We start from the raw sequence: 17177 nt of genomic DNA on the forward strand, positions 1-17177 counted from the left end.
CGCACCCTCGGGTGCGCGGCCCTTCGCCGTGCCGGTACGGTCCCCTTCCGTCCCCGTCCCCCGTCCTGTCCCTGCCGTCCCGTCCCCTGTCTGGAGCGCCGCGATGACCTTCACCGAGACCCCTACGACCACGCTGGCCGACCTGCTCGGCCGTGACCGGGTGCTGGACCTCGGCATCAGGGCGCTGTGGGGTCCGGGCCCGCGCCTGGCCGGTCCCGCGTTCACCGTGCGCTGCCCGCCCGGCGACAACCTGATGCTGCACGCCGCGATCCACCGCGCCGCCCCCGGCTCGGTGATCGTCGTCGAGTCCGGGGACCTGGAGTACGCCCTGGCCGGGGGGAACGTGTGCGCGGTCGCCCGGCGGCGCGGCATCGCCGGGTTCGTCCTGGACGGCGTGATCCGCGACATCGCCGAGATCCGCGAGGCGGGCTTCCCCGTGTACGCGCGCGGCGTCGTGCCGATCCCTGGCACGAAGAAGGCCGTGACGCCGCTGAACGAGCCGGTGCGCTGCGGGGGCGTGACGGTCGCCGCGGGCGACGTCGTGGTCGCCGACGAGGACGGCGTCGTCGCCGTGCCGGGCGAGCGCACGGACGAGATCCTCGTCGCCGCCCGCGCGAAGCTGGAGAAGGAGGCGGGGCAGTCGCTGGACGACTGGGAGGCCGACCACCGCGCCCGCATCGACAAGATCCTCGCCGCGGGCGGATTCACCGGCTGACCGGGGCGGCCCCCGGCGTCAGACGGGCGGCAGCAGGTCGCTGTCGCTGAGCGTGTAGGTCAGCTCGGGGTACACGAAGTCCGTCTCCCTGTTCTCGCGGCGGCGCAGCGCGTAGAACTCCTGGCGCTGCTCGTCGTCGGCCCGGGTGAGGCGCTCGCCCCGCGGGAGGTGCGGGTGGCCGTCGCGGAAGCGGACGAGGGTCTTCGAGGTCCGGAACGTCACGCCGAGCCATCGGTTCTCCGCAGCCCCGGCGGGCGCGTCCAGGACGATGCGGTGCCGCAGGCGGCGGTTCGTGTCGACGGAGAACACGAGGGCGGTGTTGTGGGCGAGCGGGATCTCGTACGGCGTCCCGTGCGCCGGGGAGCTCTCCCCGCCCGCCGGCTCCTTCGGCTCGACGATCAGCTTTCTCGGCGGGCCCGCCTCCGGACGCTCGTAGCAGGAGTAGACGGCGATGAACGATCCCTCGGCCAGGTCGAGCGCCTGGTCGGAGTGCGCGCCCATCTTGGTGTAGGCGTTCGTGTAGCTCTCGATGAGGGCGTTGTCGAAGGCGGCCGGGAGCGCGGCGGTCTCCCGGATGCGGCGCGCGAGCCGCTCGTGGACCGGCCGGAAGCGCTGGGCCGGGCGGTCGTAGCGCGTGGTGGTGCGCACGAGCGGGACTCCGCCCGTCTCGTCGGGCCGGGTCAGGACGGCGCCCAGGCGGCCCTTGCCGACGTCTTCCCAGCCGACCGAGGAGAACAGCTCCGCGAAGGGGTTCTCCTCGGCCGGCAGGGCGTACGAGCGGACCGCTTCCGCGGGGTCAGGGGCGGGGGGCAAGGTAGTCCCCCGTGTTCATGCTGAAGAGGAACGCGTCGCCGTACTCGATGAACTCCGTGGTCCGGTTCTCCGCCGCGTACCGCCGGCGCAGCTCGTCCATGCCCGCCTCGGTGGGCCGCTCCAGCTCGACCAGGTCGCCGTCGGTCTTCCTGAGGTACGTCCGGCCGTCCCGGTGCACGGCCTCCGTGGCCGAACAGCGCACGACGTATCCGAGCCGCGTCGGGAGCCGGTCGGCGTCCAGCGTCGACGGCCGGATCTCGTGCGTGTACAGGCGGTTGGTGGACAGCGGCATGAAGAAGACGGAGCCGGGATGGAGGGTGAGCGTGAACTGGGACGGGAGCGCCGCCTCGTCGCGCTCGGCCGCCGGGTCCTTGAGGCGGAAGTGGAGCCGGGTCAGCCCGCTGGCGCGCTTCACCCCGTGGTCGTACGGGTCGTCGGCCATGGGCCCCAGCTTGTCGAGGCCCTCGTAGAAGGTGCAGAAGGCCATGACGCCGTTGACCGGCATGTCCTTCGTCTTGTCGGCGTGGGAGGAGATCCTGGCCTTGGACTGCTTGCGCTCGGGCGTGGCGGCGGTGTTGTGGTAGGTCTGCGCGAGGACGTGGTTCAGCGGCGCGTGGCCTCGGAAGACGTCCTCGGCCTCGCGGTTCAGCGCGTCGACGATCTCGGTGTCGGCGGGGCCGAAGCCCTCGGTCGGCCCCGAGAGGTTCGTGGAGCACCGGAGCAGGCGGAAGTGGAGCGCGCCGTCGCCGTCGCGCGTGACGGGCGTCAGGTAGATCCCGCTGCGGTGGGCGGTTCCCGCCTTGTTCGACTCCGTGAGGGACTGGAACGTGTGCTCGGCGCGGATCCGTCCGAAGTGGCCGGCGCCGGGCGCGAAGTAGCGCCGGTAGTAGACGCCGGCGCCGTGCACGCGGACGGGGATCCGGCCCGGGTCGACAACGGACCAGGAGGCGTCCTCGACGGCACCCCGCGACAGCTCCCGGACGACGAACACCCGGGCGGCCGCGCGCAGCCGGGAGGCGCTGATCGCGGCGAGGTCGCCGCACAGGTACACGGTCCTCCCGGCGAGGTCGGGCGCGTCCGACGCGAGCTCCTCCGGAGTGATCACGGTGCCGAAGAAGTCCCTGACCGTGTCGTGTCCGTGCAGGTCCGCCGGAGCGACCAGGAAGGTGGCCCCGTCCTCGACGCGGGCCTCGTCGCGGGCTTCAATACGGGCTTCCGTCAGCTCAGTTGTGTCCATCAGACCTGGATGCTCGCACGCGCTCCGAACCCCGGGCAACGCGTTTCGCCGCTCCTGCCCGGGTAACGAGTTGGTTGCCCCGCGCCCGCCCCCTATTGACGCCCCCTTCAACCGCGCCATACCTTGCCCGCATCCAATAGGAAACTTTCCTAACAGTGCGCCGAGGAGGCAGGACATGGCCGGGACCCCCGGGACGCCGAGCGTGCTGCGCGTCATGAACGACCGCGCCGCGCTCGACCTGCTCATCGCCCACGGCCCCCTCACCCGCACCCGCATCGGCGAGCTGACGGGCCTGTCCAAGCCGACGACCTCGCAGATCCTCGGCCGGCTCGAAGCCGCCGGGCTCGTGCGGACCACCGGCAGCCAGACCGGCCGTCCCGGACCCAACGCGACGCTGTACGAGATCGAACCCGCCGCCGCGCACGTCGCCGCACTGTCCGCCGATCCCACCGGCCTCACCGCCGTCGTCGCCGACATCACCGGCACCGAGCGCGGCCGCTGCCGGGTCGAGGCGCACGCGCTCGCCGACGACGTCCCGCACCGCACCGCCCGCCTCGTCGCCGAGGCCGTCGACGGGGCGCTCGGGCAGGCCGGGCTCGGGCACGACGACCTCACCGCGACCGTCATCGGCACCCCGGGCGCCATCGACCCCCGCACCGGCGAACTCCGCTACGCCCCGCACCTGCCCGGCTGGCACTCCCGCACCCTGCACGCCGAACTCGCCGAGGTCCTCGGCACGCCCGTCTCCATCGAGAACGACGTGAACCTCGCCGCCGTCGCCGAGCAGTACGAGGGCGCCGCCCAGGACCACGACGACTTCGTGCTCGCCTACGTCGACGAGGGCGTCGGCGCCGCCATCGTGCTCGGCGGCACCCTCCTGCGCGGGGCGACCGGCGGCGCCGGCGAGATCGGCTACATGCCGCTGCCCGGCGCCCCGCTCGCCCGCGGCGGCACCGGCGCCTACGCGCGCGAGGACGCGGGCGGCGGCTTCCAGAGCCTCGTCGCCTCCCCCGCCGTGCGGCAACTGGCGGGCGGGATCGACGACTTGAGCGCCGCGTTCGCCGTCGAGGGCGTACTCGACGAGGTCGCCCGGCGGCTGGCCACCGGCCTCGCCGCGATCGTCGCCGTCGTCGACCCCGAACTCGTCGTGCTGTCCGGGCAGGTCGCCCAGGCCGGCGGCGACGCCCTGCGCGCCCGCGTCGAGGAGGAGCTCACCGGGCTCGCCCTCCCCCGCCCGCTGCTCCGCGTCAGCGAGCTGGACGACGACCCCATCCTCACGGGCGCGCTGCGCTCCGCCCTCACCCAGGCCCGCGCCACCGTCTTCGACACCAGCACCGCCTGATCCGCGCACCTCACCTCACCTCACCTCGCCCCTCCTTCCTCCCCGACCTCCGCTCACGTAAAGGACGTTCGCCATGCCGACGCGATGGCGCATACCCCTGCGCGCCCCCGCCGCGCTCGCCCCGGTCGCGCTCGCCGCGGCCGGGCTGCTGCTCGCCGGCTGCGCCAACCCGAGCACCGGCAGCGCCGACGACGACCCGACGAAGCCCGTCACGCTGAAGTTCTGGCACGGCTGGTCGGCGCCCGGCGAGGTCAAGGCGATCGACGACTCGATCGCCCGCTTCGAGAAGCTGCACCCGAACATCCACGTCGAGTCCACGGGCAACGTCACCGACGCCACCACGAACCAGGCGCTGCGCGCCGGCGGCGCCGAGGCCCCCGACGTCGTGTCCTCGTTCACCACGAACAACGTCGGCCAGTACTGCGACTCCGGGATGTGGGTGAACCTCGACCCGTTCATGAAGAAGACCGGGCTCGACAAGGCGAAGACCTTCCCCAAGTCGCTGCTCGACTACACGAGTTACGAAGGCGATCAGTGCGCTCTGCCGCTGCTCGCCGACGCCTTCGGCATGTACTACAACAAGGACGCCTTCAAGGAGGCCGGCATCGCCCGGCCGCCGAGGACCATGTCCGAGTTCGTCGCCGACGCGAAGAAGCTCACGAAGAAGTCGGGACACAGCTACGAGCGGGTCGGGTTCATGCCGAACTTCCGGCTCTACCAGAACAGCCCGGACCGTCTCTTCGCCCAGTGGGGCCCCACCTACTTCGACCAGGACGGGAAATCCCGGCTCGCGAAGGATCCGGCGTCGTACGACTTCCTGAGGACGACCAGGAAGCTCATGGACGCGCAGGGCGGATACAGCGCCCTCGAACGGTTCCGGACCACCTTCGGCGACGAGATGTCCAACCAGAACGCGTTCCTGACCGGCAAGCTCGCCATGCACCTCGACGGTGAGTGGCGGGGCCTGATGCTCGACGACGCCAAGGCGAAGTTCGACTGGGGCGTGGCGCCGCTGCCGGTGCCGGACGACCAGGCCGAGACGTACGGGCGCGGCTATCTGACCGGCACCGTCGTCGGCATCGCGCACAGCAGCCGGCACCAGAACGCGGCCTGGGAACTGGTCCGCTTCCTGACCGCCGACACCGAACAGGTCGTCGACTTCGCGAACGCCATCCACAACGTGCCGTCCACGTTCGCGGCCCTCAGGTCGCCGAAGCTGGACGTCGATCCGAGCTTCCGCGCGTTCCTCGACATCGCGAAGAACAAGTACAGCCAGGTGATGCCCCAGTCGACGAACGGCGGCATGTACATCGTCCAGCTCCAGGACTTCTCGTACACCGAGGAGGCGGGCGAGGTGCCCGATCTCAGGGCCGGGCTGAAACGCCTCGACCAGCTCATCGACGCCGACACCCTGCAGTCGCAGAACTGAGGAGCGCGCATGGCACTCACCCTCTCCCGGCCCGCGCGCCGCAGACTGCGCACGCTGGGCTTCCTGTCCCCCTGGCTGATCGGGTTCAGCGTCTTCTTCGCGTACCCGCTGCTCGCCACCGTCTACTTCTCGTTCATGCACTACAACCAGATCAAGGAGCCCGCGTTCGTCGGGCTGCGGAACTGGAAGTACGTGTTCCAGGACATGCCGCTGTTCGGCCCGGCGCTGTGGAACACGCTGTGGCTGGTCGTGGTCATGGTGGCGCTGCGGGTGGTCTTCGGGCTCTCGCTCGGACTGCTCGTCACGAAGATCAAGAGCGGGGTCGGCCTCTTCCGCACCGCGTTCTACCTGCCGTACCTGGCCCCGCCGGTCGCGGCCACGGTCGCCTTCGTGTTCCTTCTGAACCCGGGCACGGGCCCGGTCAACGAGATCCTCTCCAAGGTCGGCATCGACGGCCCGAACTGGTTCAACGACCCCACCTGGGCCAAGCCGTCCCTCGTCCTGCTGTCCCTGTGGGGCATCGGCGACCTCATGGTCATCTTCATGGCGGCGCTGCTCGACGTGCCGACCGAGCAGTACGAGGCGGCCGAACTCGACGGGGCCGGCGCCTGGGCCAAGTTCCGGTACGTGACCTGGCCGTCGATCACCCCGATCGTGATGTTCGCCGTGGTCACCGGGGTCGTGCAGACCATGCAGTACTACACGCAGGCGCTGGTCGCCGGAAAACTCGCCTCGGGCGTCTCCATCGGCCCCGGCTCGGTCATCCAGCCCGGCTACCCCGACCACTCGACCCTCACGGTCCCCCAGCTCGTCTACTCGATGGGCTTCCAGAACTTCAACACCGGGGCGGCGTGCGTCCTCTCGCTCGTCCTGTTCGCCATCGCCATGGCCGTCACCATGCTGCTGATGCGCAAGCGCTCCGGCCTGCTCGCGGCGGAGGACTGATCCCGATGACCACAACCCACACGAATCCGGCGCTCACCGCCCCCCGCACGACACCCCGCACCGCCCCCGCCCGGGGCCCGGCCGCCTCCCGCGCCCGGCGCAAGCGCGTCCTGCACTGGATCGCCGTGCACAGCATCGCGATCGCCGTCGCCCTCCTCTTCGTCCTGCCGTTCGTCTTCGTGTTCCTCACCTCGGTGATGAGCGACGACCAGGCCATGAGCGGCGACCTGTGGCCGGACTCCTGGCACTGGGAGAACTACGGGACCGTCTTCCGGACGGAGGGCTTCCTCGACTGGTGGAAGAACTCGCTGCTCTACGCGGGTCTCGGCACCCTCTTCACGGTCTGCTCGGCGATCCCGGCCGCCTACGCGCTCGCCAAGTTCCGCTTCCGCGGCCGCCGCACGGCGATGATCCTCGTCATCTCGACGATGATGCTGCCGCCGCAGGTCGTCGTGATCCCGATGTACCTGGTGTGGGCCCAGCAGTTCCACCTCTCCGGGACACTGTGGCCGCTGATCATCCCGATGGCGTTCGGCGACGCGTACTCGATCTTCCTGCTCCGTCAGTTCCTGCTGACGATCCCGAAGGAGTACATCGAGTCGGCGAAGGTCGACGGCTGCGGCGAACTGCGCACGCTGCTGCGGATCGTGGTGCCGATGGCGAAGCCGGGCATCGCGGCCATCGCCCTCTTCCAGTTCTTCTACTGCTGGAACGACTACTTCGGGCCGCAGATCTACGCGGCCCAGAACCCCGCCTCGTGGACGCTCAGCTACGGCCTGGAGTCGTTCAAGTCCGCCCACATGGTCAATTGGAACCTGACGATGGCCGCGACGCTGCTCGTGATGGCGCCGGTCTGCCTCGTCTTCTTCTTCGCACAGAAGGCCTTCGTCGAAGGCGTCACCCTCACCGGAGTAAAGGGCTGAGAACCGATATGAAGCTCGCTGTGGTCGGCGGAGGGTCGACCTACACCCCCGAACTCATCGACGGATTCGCGCGGCTGAGGGACACGCTGCCCATCGAGGAGCTCGTCCTCGTCGACCCGGCGGCCGACCGCCTGGAACTGGTCGGCGGCCTCGCGCGGCGCATCTTCGCCAAGCAGGGCCACCCCGGCGTCGTGCGCACCACGTCCGACGTGGACGCGGGCGTCGCCGGCGCGGACGCGGTGCTGCTGCAGCTGCGCGTCGGCGGTCAGGCCGCGCGCAACCAGGACGAGACCTGGCCGCTGGACTGCGGCTGCGTCGGCCAGGAGACGACCGGCGCGGGCGGCCTCGCCAAGGCGCTGCGCACGGTGCCGGTCGTCCTGGACATCGCCGAACGCGTCCGGCGCGCCAACCCGGACGCCTGGATCATCGACTTCACCAACCCGGTCGGCATCGTCACCCGGGCGCTGCTCCAGGCCGGGCACAAGGCCGTCGGCCTGTGCAACGTGGCCATCGGCTTCCAGCGCAAGTTCGCGAAGCTCCTCGACGTGACGCCGGGTGAGGTGCACCTGGACCACGTGGGCCTCAACCACCTCACGTGGGAGCTCGGGGTGCGGCTCGGCGGCCCGGACGGCGAGAACGTGCTGCCGCGGCTCATCGCCGAGCACGGCGACGCGATCGCCGAGGACCTGCACATGCCGCGCACCCTCGTCGACCGGCTCGGCGTCGTCCCCTCGTACTACCTGCGCTACTACTACCAGCACGACGCGGTGGTCTCCGAGCTGCGCACCAAGCCGTCCCGCGCGGCGCAGGTCGCCGAGATGGAGCGCGAACTGCTCCAGATGTACGGGGACCCGACGCTGGACGAGAAGCCGGCGCTGCTCGCCAAGCGCGGCGGCGCGTTCTACAGCGAGGCCGCCGTCGACCTCGCCGCGTCGCTGCTCGGCGGGGGCGGCTCCCCGCACCAGGTCGTGAACACGTACAACAACGGCACCCTGCCGTTCCTGCCCGACGACGCCGTCGTCGAGGTGCAGGCCGCCGTCGACTCCAAGGGCGCCCGGCCGCTGCCCGTCCCGGCGCTCGACCCGCTGTACGCGGGGCTGATCGCCAACGTCACCGCGTACGAGGACCTGGCCCTGGAGGCGGCCCTGCGCGGCGGCCGGGACCGGGTCTTCAGGGCGCTGCTCGCCCACCCGCTGATCGGCCAGATCGAGTACGCCGACCGGCTCACCGACCAGCTGATCGCGCACAACCGGGAGCACCTCGCGTGGGCATGAGCGTCCTTGCCATCGACGCGGGCAACAGCAAGACCGACGTCGCGGTGGTCGCGGCCGACGGCACCGTCGTCGCCGCGGCCCGCGGCGGCGGGTTCCAGCCGCCCCGGGTCGGCGTCCGCGAGGCCGTCGACGTGCTGGCGGACGTCGTCGGACGGGCCTTCGCACAGGCCGGCGTCGACACGGTCGAGCACGTCTCGGCGTGCCTGGCCAACGCGGACCTGCCCGTCGAGGAACGGGAGTTGGCGGCGGAGGTACGGCGGCGCGGCTGGTCGGCGGCGGACCGGGTCGAGGTCCGCAACGACACGTTCGCGGTGCTGCGGGCCGGGCTCCTGGAGGACGCGGAGCCGCGCGGCGTCGCCGTCGTCTGCGGGGCCGGCGTCAACTGTGTCGGCATGCTGCCCGACGGGCGCACCGCCCGCTTCCCCGCCATCGGCAAGATCTCCGGGGACTGGGGCGGCGGGGGCGGCCTCGCCGAGGAGGCGCTGTGGTTCGCGGCGCGGGCCGAGGACGGGCGCGGCGAGCCGACGGCGCTGATGCGGGCGCTGCCCGCGCACTTCGGGCTCGGCTCCATGTACGCGCTCATCGAGGCGATGCATCTGGGGCGGATCCCGGTGGCGCGGCGGCACGAGTGCACGCCCGTGCTCTTCGCGGTCGCCGCCGAGGGTGACGCGGTGGCCCGGGGGCTCGTGGAGCGGATGGCCGAGGAGATCGTGGCGATGTCGGTGGTGGCGCTGCGCCGGCTCGACCTGCTGGAGGCGGAGGTTCCGGTGCTGCTCGGGGGGTCCGTCCTCGCGGCGCGGCACGCGCTGCTGGACTCCACGATCCGGGAGCTGCTGTCGTCCCGGGCCCCGAAGGCCCACCCCCGCGTCGTGACGGAACCGCCCGTGCTGGGGGCGGTGCTGCTGGGCCTCGACGCGGTGGGGGCTCCGCCGGACGCGTACACGAAGGCCCGGGGTCACTACGCCCGTTGAGCGACCGCGGGCCGGTGGGGGCTGGTCGCGCCCCCGCGGCGGAGCCGCATATCGACACAGCCCCGCGCCCCTGAAATGCATGCCCTTCGGGCGCATTTCCCCGATGCATGAACGCCCCTGAGATCGCGCACGAAGTGCGCATCTCCAGGGGCGCGGGGAACTGCGCGAGAAGCCCCACCGGGACGCGGACGGCGACGGACCGGTGGGGCTACGGCGCGTGGTCGGACGGAACCGCGGAGCGCCCGATCACGTGTTCCACAGCGGGGGGTTCACACAAGATCCAGGGAAGCCCTGTGCGGATGCCCACCGCGGCAGCGATAATCGCGGCGACCGGACGACCATGGGGGAGGGGCGAGTGACACACCCGCCGAACGGGAGCGCGGCTCCGCCGACGATGCCGAGCGTGCCGCCACAGACCCGGGGCGGCCCGTCCCCGGCCCCACCGACGAACGCCCCGGCACCCCCCACGGCCCCGGCCCCGCCGCGACGCACGGCCTGGGCTGAGGGCGTCGACCGCCTGAAGGCGGCCGCGATCACGGAGCCGGGCCGGCTCCGCATCATCGGTGCCGTACTCGCCCTGCTCGTCGTCGCGTTCGGCGCGACGACGGCCTGGCAGATGACGGACCGTTCGAGCGCCGCGGACGACGTGCTGCACTCCAGCCAGCCGCTGAGCGCCGACGCCGCCGACATCTACCGCTCGCTCGCGGACGCGAACACCGCCGCGTCCAGTGGGTTCCTGGCGGGGGGCCAGGAACCGGCGGCGGTGCGCGACCGGTACGAGAAGGACATCCGCCGGGCCGCCGACAAGCTGGTGCGGGCCGCGGCCAGCACTGATCCCGACACGCCCTCGGCCCGCACGATCGCGCGTCTGAACACGCTGCTGCCCCAGTACAAGGGCCTCATCGAGCGCGCCCGCGCCAACAACCGGCAGGGTTTCCCGCTGGGCGGCGCGTATCTGCGGTACGCGAACCAGAAGATGCAGACCGAGATGCTCCCGGCCGCCGAGGACCTGTACACGAAGGAGAACCAGCGGCTGCGGGACGACTACGACGCGGCGACCCCGTACCCGTGGATCGCGATCGCGCTCGGCGTCGTCGCGCTCGGCGCCCTCGGCTGGGCCCAGCGCCGCAACTACCGCCGGACGAACCGGGTGTTCAACCAGGGCCTGCTCGGCGCGACCGCCGCGACGACGGTGGTGCTGCTGTGGCTGGTGGTGGGTCACACGGTCGCGCGCAGCGGCCTCGACTCCTCGTACGACCACGGGGTGCGCTCGCTGAACGTGCTGCACGACGCGAGCATCGCCTCCCTGAAGGCGCGGGGCAACGAGAACCTGACGCTGGTCAGCCGTGGCGCCGAGACGGTGTCCGTGCAGGGCGAGACCAAGGACAAGTACGACGTCGACTTCCAGAAGCAGATGGACCTGCTCGGCGGCCGGCTGAAGGAGGCCGCGTCGCTCGCCGACGACGCCTCGGGCCGCACCCCGGTCGGCACCGCGAACAGCGGCATGAAGGAATGGCTGAAGCGCCACGAGGACGCCCGCGCGCAGGACGACTCCGGCAACTACCAGGGCGCCCTCGACAAGATCATCGGTTCGAAGCAGGAGAAGCCGACGGGTGAGTGCTTCGACCAGGTCGACCAGAGCCTCGACAAGGCGCTGGCGCACGAGCAGGAGCAGTTCGACACGTACGCGGGCGACGGACGGGACGCGATGACGGGTCTCGTGGTCGGCTCGGCGGTTCTCGCGGTGCTCGCGGCGGCGGCCGCCGTGCTCGGCATCGGGCGCCGGCTTTCGGAGTACCGGTGAGAGGGGGTGCGGTGATGGACGAGCGACGGACGCGCGGGGTGAGTCTGCGCGGCTGGGGCGGCGTGGCGGCGATGGCGGTGGTGTGCGCCCTGACGGCGGTGTTCGCGCTGCTGCTCCCCCTGACGCAGCGCACGGCGGCGCCGGCCGACGGCGCGGGCGTGGGCTCGGCGGGCGTGGCCGACGGCACGCAGGCGCGGGCGACGGACTGCGAGGCGGGCGTGGACGGCAAGGAGCCGGAGCGCAGCCTGCGTCCGAGCGGCGACGAGTCCGGGGACGCCGTGCGGGAGATCAAGGACCGCGGCTATCTGTCGGTCGGCGTCGACCAGAACAGCTACCGCTGGGGCTACCGCGATCCCAACAACCAGGACAAGAAGAGCGAGCTGGAGGGCTTCGACATCGATCTCGCGCACGAGATCGCGGGCGAGATCCTCGGCGACCCGAGCGCGGTGCGCCTCAAGGCCATCCCGACGAACGAGCGCATCCCGGCGATCCAGCGCGGCGACGTCGACATGGTCGTGCGCACGATGACGATCAGCTGCACGCGCCTGGACGAGGTGGCGTTCTCCACCGCGTACTTCCAGACGGGGCAGCAGGTCCTCGCGCCGAAGACGGACAAGGACATCAAGGGCTTCGGCCCGTCGCTCGCGGACAAGCGGATCTGCACCGCGACCGGTTCGACCGCGTTCGAGACGCTGGACGGCGCGAAGAAGTCCGGCAAGCTGCCGGCCAGCGCCGACATCTCGACGACGGTGCCGAACCAGCTGGACTGCCTGGTGCGGCTGCAGCTCGGCGAGGTGGACGCGGTGGTGACCGACGGCGCGCTCGCGGCGAGCCAGGCCGCGCAGGACCCGACGGTGGAGCTGAAGGGCGACCCGTTCACCGAGGAGTACTACGGCGTCGCGATGAAGAAGGACGCGGACGGTTTGGTGCGCCGGGTCAACAAGGTGCTGGAGGACTACCGCGAGGACGGCGGCTGGCAGAAGTCGTACGACTTCTGGCTCAAGCCGGCGCTCGGCGCGTCCGACGGGCCGCCCGCCCCGAAGTACAAGTGACCCGCACACCGGCACGACGAACAGCGAGAGGTGATCGATGGGCGACGCGGGACCCCCTGGTCCGGTGATGGACCGGGACGAGGTGGACCGTGCCCTGGCCCGGCTCGGCGCCGAGCACGAGGCGGTCGAGACGTCGCTGCTCGCGCTCCAGGACCACGCGGGACGCCGCCTGCTGGAGGGCGCCGAGCTGACCGGGACGACCCGGGACCGCTGGGCGTCGGCCGAGCAGGCGATCACGCTGCTCTGGACGTACTTCGACGCGTACGCGGGCACCCTGCGCACGGCGCGGGAGATCCGGTCGCGGCGTCGCTGGTCCAGCCGGGACGATCTGGTGGAGCTGACCGAGCTGCTGCGCGGCGAGTGCGTGACGGTGGCCTCGGGCGCGGGCGGCTCCGCGCCGTCGTCGATCACGGGTCCGGCGAAGCTGTCGGAGCGGTTCACGCTGGCCGCGCTCGTGGAGCGGATGAACGAGCTGTACGCGTCCTCCCTGGACATGGTGGTGGCCGCGGACGCCGTCTGGTCGGCGCTGCCCGCCCGGATAGACCTGCTCGCGGCCGAGCTGGGGCGCACCCGCCAGCTGGCGCACTCGGTGGGGGTGCGTCCCGGTGAGCATCCGGCGGGCGACGACCTGGAGCGGATCACCGGCGCGCTGACCCGGCTGCGCTCCGAGGTGGTGTCGGACCCGCTCGCGTACTGGCAGAAGGCGCCGGGGAGTTCGGCGCCGGGCGGCGGCCGTCCGGACACGGCGGCGTACGACCGGCAGGCGCGGGCGCTGGACGAGGTGCGCCGGGAGATCGAGGCCGTGCTGACGGTCCGGCAGGACGCGGAGGCGCGGCTCGGCAAGCTGCGGGACGTGCTGTCGCGGGCGGACCGCACGCTCGCGGAGGCGCGGTCGGCGCGCGGGGAGGTCCTCGCGAAGATCGCCGCGTCGGAGGTGCCCGCGGTGTCGGGCCCGCCGACGGCCCTCCAGGAACAGCTCGCCGCGGCGGCCGACTACCGGCGGCACGGCCAGTGGCACCGCCTCTCGCCGCTGCTCGAGTCCCTGGAGTCGAAGGCGGAGGACGAACTGCTGCGCGCCCGCGAGTCGTTGACGGCGGTGACGGCGCCGCTGGCGGTGCGCGCGGAGCTGCGCGGCCGCCTGGACGCGTACAAGGCGAAGGTGGCGCGGCTCGGTTACGCGGAGGATCCGTTCCTGGTGGAGCGGTACGACGCGGCGCGCCGCATGCTGTGGAGCGCGCCCTGCGATCTGCGGGCGGCCGAGGCGGCGGTGCTGCGCTATCAGCGGGCGGCGGCCGAGGCGCTGTCGTCACCGGGCGGGCCCGCGGGGGCCGCGCCCACGGACCGGAGGGGGGAGCCGTAGCCGTGAAGTGCACGCGGCCCGGTTGCACGGGCAGTTACGAGGACATGGGCGGGGAGCTGTACTGCGACACGTGCGGCCTCAAGCCGGCGGCGGCGCCCGCGGGCGCCCTGTCGGAGGGGTCGTCGCGCAGTGCGGCGACGCACGCCTCGGCGTCGCCCGCGCCCCGCCCTCCGGGCACCTGTCAGCGGCCCGGCTGCGGCGGCCGGTACGAGGACGTGGGCGGCGGCGAGCTGTACTGCGACACGTGCGGGCTGGCCCCGGTGGTCGCGGCGAACGGGATGGTGTCGTCGCCGCCGACCGGGATCGCGGGCGGCGGTTCGCGCGGTTCGCAGAGTTCGTCGAGCGCGCGGGCGTCGTCGCGGACCTCGTCGCGGTCCTCGCAGTCGCGCCGCTCGGTGTCGGGCCGGCTCTCGCGTTCGCTGTCGGGGAGTTCGACGTCGCGGTCGGTGTCGGTGCGCAGTTCGGGCGCCTCGGCGAGCAGTTCGGGCCGGGCGCGGCTGGGCGCCGGTCTGGTGCGGGTGCCGGACGTGCCGCGGCCCGACCCGCGCGCGATGGTGCAGAAGCATCCCGAGGTGCCCGAGCGGAAGCGATTCTGCTCGCGCTCGGACTGCGGGGCGCCGGTGGGCCGGGCGCGCGGTGACCGGCCGGGCCGGACGGAAGGGTTCTGCACCAAGTGCGGGCACCCGTACTCGTTCGTGCCGAAGCTGGCCGCGGGCGACATCGTGCACGGCCAGTACGAGGTCGTGGGCTGTCTGGCGCACGGCGGTCTCGGCTGGGTGTACCTGGCGATCGACCGCGCGGTGTCGGACCGCTGGGTGGTCCTGAAGGGCCTGCTCGACACGGGTGACCAGGACGCGATGGCGGCGGCGATCTCGGAGCGCCGCTTCCTGGCGGAGATCGAGCACAGCAACATCGTGCGGATCTACAACTTCGTCGAGCACCTCGACCAGCGCACCGGCTCCATGGACGGCTACATCGTCATGGAGTACGTGGGCGGCAAGTCGCTCAAGGAGATCGCCAACGAGCGGCGCACCCCGGACGGCAAGCGGGACCCGCTGCCGGTGGAGCAGGCGTGCGCGTACGGGATCGAGGCCCTGGAGGCGCTCGGTCACCTGCACAGCCGCAATCTCCTGTACTGCGACTTCAAGGTCGACAACGCGATCCAGACCGAGGACCAGCTCAAGCTCATCGACATGGGCGCGGTCCGGCGGATGGACGACGACGAGTCGGCGATCTACGGCACGGTCGGCTACCAGGCGCCGGAGGTCGCCGAGCTCGGCCCGTCGGTCGCCTCCGACCTCTACACGGTGGCCCGCACGCTCGCCGTGCTGACCTTCGACTTCCAGGGCTACACGAACGTGTTCGTGGACTCCCTGCCGGACCCGGACACCATCGAGGTCTTCCGCCGCTACGAGTCCTTCTACCGGCTCCTCGTGCGGGCCACGGACCCGGACCCGGCGCGCCGGTTCGCGTCCGCGCAGGAGATGGCGGAGCAGCTGACGGGCGTCCTGCGCGAGGTCGTGGCGCTGCAGACGAACCGGCCCCGGCCCGCGCTCTCCACCCTGTTCGGCCCCGAGGTGAAGGTCACGGACACCGAGCTGTTCCGCGTCCTGGACGGGGACGTGTCGCGGCTCGGGGCGCGGACCGTGCCCGAGCGCCGGCGGCGCGGGTCCGGTGCGGCGGCGGCGCTGCCCGCGGCCCCGGACCGCCCCGCGCTCCCGCCGTCCCCGGCCGAGCTGGTGCGCCCCCTCGCGGCGGCCGCCACGGCGCTGGCCCTGCCGGTGCCGCGGGTCGACCCGGGCGATCCGAACGCCGGGTTCCTGGCGGGCCTGATGGCGTCGGCACCCGCCGAGCTGATCGCGGCGCTGCACGCGGCGCCGACCGGCTCCCTGGAGCTGCGCCTGCGCGAGCTGCGGGCCCGCCTGGAGATGGGCGAGATGGACTCGGCGCACCGGGGCCTGACGGCGCTGGAGGCGGACCATCCGGACGACTGGCGGGTGGTCTGGTACCGGGGCGTGGCGGCACTCGCGACGGGCGACCACGCGAACGCGGCGCTGTCGTTCGACGCGATCTACGACGCGTTCCCGGGCGAGCCGGCGCCGAAGCTGGCGCTCGGCGTGTGCGCGGAGGTGCTCGGCCAGTTGGACAACGCGGCGGAGTACTACCGCCTCGTGTGGGCGACGGACCCGAGTTATGTGAGCGCCGCGTTCGGTCTCGCCCGCGTGCAGTGGGCGGCCGGGGACCGGGGCGGCGCGGTGCGCACCCTGGAGTCGGTGCCGGAGGCGTCGATCCACTACACGGCGGCGCGGGTCGCCGCCGTACGGGCCCGGCTGCGCGGCCGGACGGCGGGGGGCGCCCCCCAGGGGGACCCGCTGCTGGGGGATCTGACGGCGGCGGCCGGGCAGGTGGAGGCGCTCGACGCGTTCGGCCTGGACGCCGTGCGCCGCGAGGAGTTGTCCACCGAGGTCCTCGGTACGGCGCTGGACTGGGTACTCTCCGGTAGGCAGGGTTCCGCTCCGCCGCAGGCCCCCGCCCGTGCGGCGGTGCTCGGCAGCGACCTGGACGAGCGCGGCCTGCGCCTGGGCCTGGAGCGTTCGTACCGGACACTGGCCAGGCTCGCCCGGCGGGGCGAGGAGAGGATCGAACTGGTGGAGCGGGCCAACCGTTACCGCCCCCGGACGTGGGTGTGAGTTGATGTCGCAGACGCAGAAGGCGGCCGCCATGTCAGTGTGTCCCAGCTGCGCGGAACCGCTCGAGGAGAGCGACCGCTTCTGCGGCGCGTGCGGGTACGACCTGTCGGCGGGGCCGGACGACCGGCCGACGCTGACGATGGCCGCACCCGACCTCGGGCCGGAGAACGAGGCGGAGAGCGAGCCCGGGGCCGCCTCCGTGGAGTGGCCGGCCGCGCAGGAGGTGGACAGCTCGGACACTCCCGCGCCGGTGCATCTGCCGACCGATCTGGAGGGCACGGACTCGGCGGGCGGTGAACTGCCCACGGCGGTCCGCTTCGACGGGCCCGACGCGGCGGCCGACGACTCCGGTGAGGACTTCCGGCTCGCGGCGCCCGACCCGCGGACGGCGACGACGCAGGAGCTGGAGGCGGCGACGCCGCCGGCCGGCACCAAGCTGTGCGTGGCGTGCCGGTCCGGGCAGGTCGACCCGGACGGCTACTGCGAGAACTGCGGGCACGCCCAGCCGCGCGAACGCGACCACATGGAGCAGGAGTTGGGCGCGGTCGCCGCGGTCAGCGACCGGGGCCTGCGCCACCACCGCAACGAGGACGCGTTCGCGGTGTCGTCGGCGGCGCTGCCC

At 72.6% G+C, this 17177-nt stretch carries 14 protein-coding genes; 12 read left to right on the plus strand and 2 right to left on the minus strand.

What is annotated here, in order from left to right; genetic code table 11:
• Positions 1 to 103 precede the first annotated feature (103 nt).
• Positions 104 to 715 carry an RraA family protein gene (locus ACFW9D_RS26520; protein WP_384625622.1) on the plus strand — a complete coding sequence of 204 codons (612 nt, stop codon included), beginning with the start codon at positions 104 to 106 and terminating at the stop codon, positions 713 to 715.
• Between the two features lie 18 nt (positions 716 to 733).
• On the opposite strand, the gene ACFW9D_RS26525 is transcribed toward ACFW9D_RS26520, so the two are convergent.
• Together ACFW9D_RS26525 and ACFW9D_RS26530 are read right to left on the minus strand one after the other, a co-directional pair.
• Complete coding sequence (locus ACFW9D_RS26525; protein ID WP_384625625.1) at positions 734 to 1528, minus strand: hypothetical protein; 795 nt, start codon at positions 1526 to 1528, stop codon at positions 734 to 736.
• Complete coding sequence (locus tag ACFW9D_RS26530; RefSeq protein WP_384625628.1) at positions 1512 to 2765, minus strand: hypothetical protein; 1254 nt, start codon at positions 2763 to 2765, stop codon at positions 1512 to 1514. The genes ACFW9D_RS26525 and ACFW9D_RS26530 overlap by 17 nt, the downstream gene beginning before the upstream one ends.
• A gap of 175 nt (positions 2766 to 2940) precedes the next feature.
• Between ACFW9D_RS26530 and ACFW9D_RS26535 the strand changes: the two genes are divergently transcribed.
• The 11 genes from ACFW9D_RS26535 to ACFW9D_RS26585 form a co-directional block, all read left to right on the plus strand.
• On the plus strand, positions 2941 to 4107 hold the full coding sequence (locus tag ACFW9D_RS26535; protein WP_188338900.1) for an ROK family transcriptional regulator: 1167 nt from the start codon (positions 2941 to 2943) through the stop codon (positions 4105 to 4107).
• 73 nt (positions 4108 to 4180) lie between these two features.
• Positions 4181 to 5536, plus strand: coding sequence for an ABC transporter substrate-binding protein (locus ACFW9D_RS26540; RefSeq protein ID WP_188338899.1), 1356 nt, complete (start codon positions 4181 to 4183; stop codon positions 5534 to 5536).
• A 9-nt stretch (positions 5537 to 5545) separates the two neighbouring features.
• The gene (locus tag ACFW9D_RS26545; RefSeq protein ID WP_384625632.1) at positions 5546 to 6481 is read left to right on the plus strand and encodes a carbohydrate ABC transporter permease; all 936 of its coding nucleotides are present in this window, start codon (positions 5546 to 5548) and stop codon (positions 6479 to 6481) included.
• Positions 6482 to 6486: 5 nt separating this feature from the next.
• Entirely contained in the window at positions 6487 to 7404 is a 918-nt protein-coding gene (locus ACFW9D_RS26550) for a carbohydrate ABC transporter permease (RefSeq protein ID WP_384625635.1), read from the plus strand.
• Between the two features lie 8 nt (positions 7405 to 7412).
• The gene (locus tag ACFW9D_RS26555) at positions 7413 to 8678 is read left to right on the plus strand and encodes a 6-phospho-beta-glucosidase (RefSeq protein WP_384625638.1); all 1266 of its coding nucleotides are present in this window, start codon (positions 7413 to 7415) and stop codon (positions 8676 to 8678) included.
• Entirely contained in the window at positions 8675 to 9649 is a 975-nt protein-coding gene (locus tag ACFW9D_RS26560; RefSeq protein WP_384625640.1) for an N-acetylglucosamine kinase, read from the plus strand. Before ACFW9D_RS26555 ends, ACFW9D_RS26560 begins: the two co-directional genes overlap by 4 nt.
• 394 nt (positions 9650 to 10043) lie before the next feature.
• Complete coding sequence (locus ACFW9D_RS26565; protein WP_384625647.1) at positions 10044 to 11453, plus strand: hypothetical protein; 1410 nt, start codon at positions 10044 to 10046, stop codon at positions 11451 to 11453.
• A 14-nt stretch (positions 11454 to 11467) separates the two neighbouring features.
• Complete coding sequence (locus ACFW9D_RS26570) at positions 11468 to 12505, plus strand: glutamate ABC transporter substrate-binding protein (RefSeq protein WP_384625643.1); 1038 nt, start codon at positions 11468 to 11470, stop codon at positions 12503 to 12505.
• Positions 12506 to 12542: 37 nt separating this feature from the next.
• Entirely contained in the window at positions 12543 to 13865 is a 1323-nt protein-coding gene (locus tag ACFW9D_RS26575) for a hypothetical protein (protein ID WP_188338892.1), read from the plus strand.
• A 44-nt stretch (positions 13866 to 13909) separates the two neighbouring features.
• On the plus strand, positions 13910 to 16555 hold the full coding sequence (locus tag ACFW9D_RS26580) for a tetratricopeptide repeat protein (RefSeq protein ID WP_384625648.1): 2646 nt from the start codon (positions 13910 to 13912) through the stop codon (positions 16553 to 16555).
• A 31-nt stretch (positions 16556 to 16586) separates the two neighbouring features.
• A partial coding sequence (locus ACFW9D_RS26585) for a zinc ribbon domain-containing protein (RefSeq protein WP_384625645.1) occupies positions 16587 to 17177 on the plus strand: 591 nt, incomplete at its 3' end.

Source organism: Streptomyces sp. NPDC059524, from assembly GCF_042749255.1.
GTDB classification, from domain to species: Bacteria; Actinomycetota; Actinomycetes; order Streptomycetales; family Streptomycetaceae; genus Streptomyces; species Streptomyces xanthii.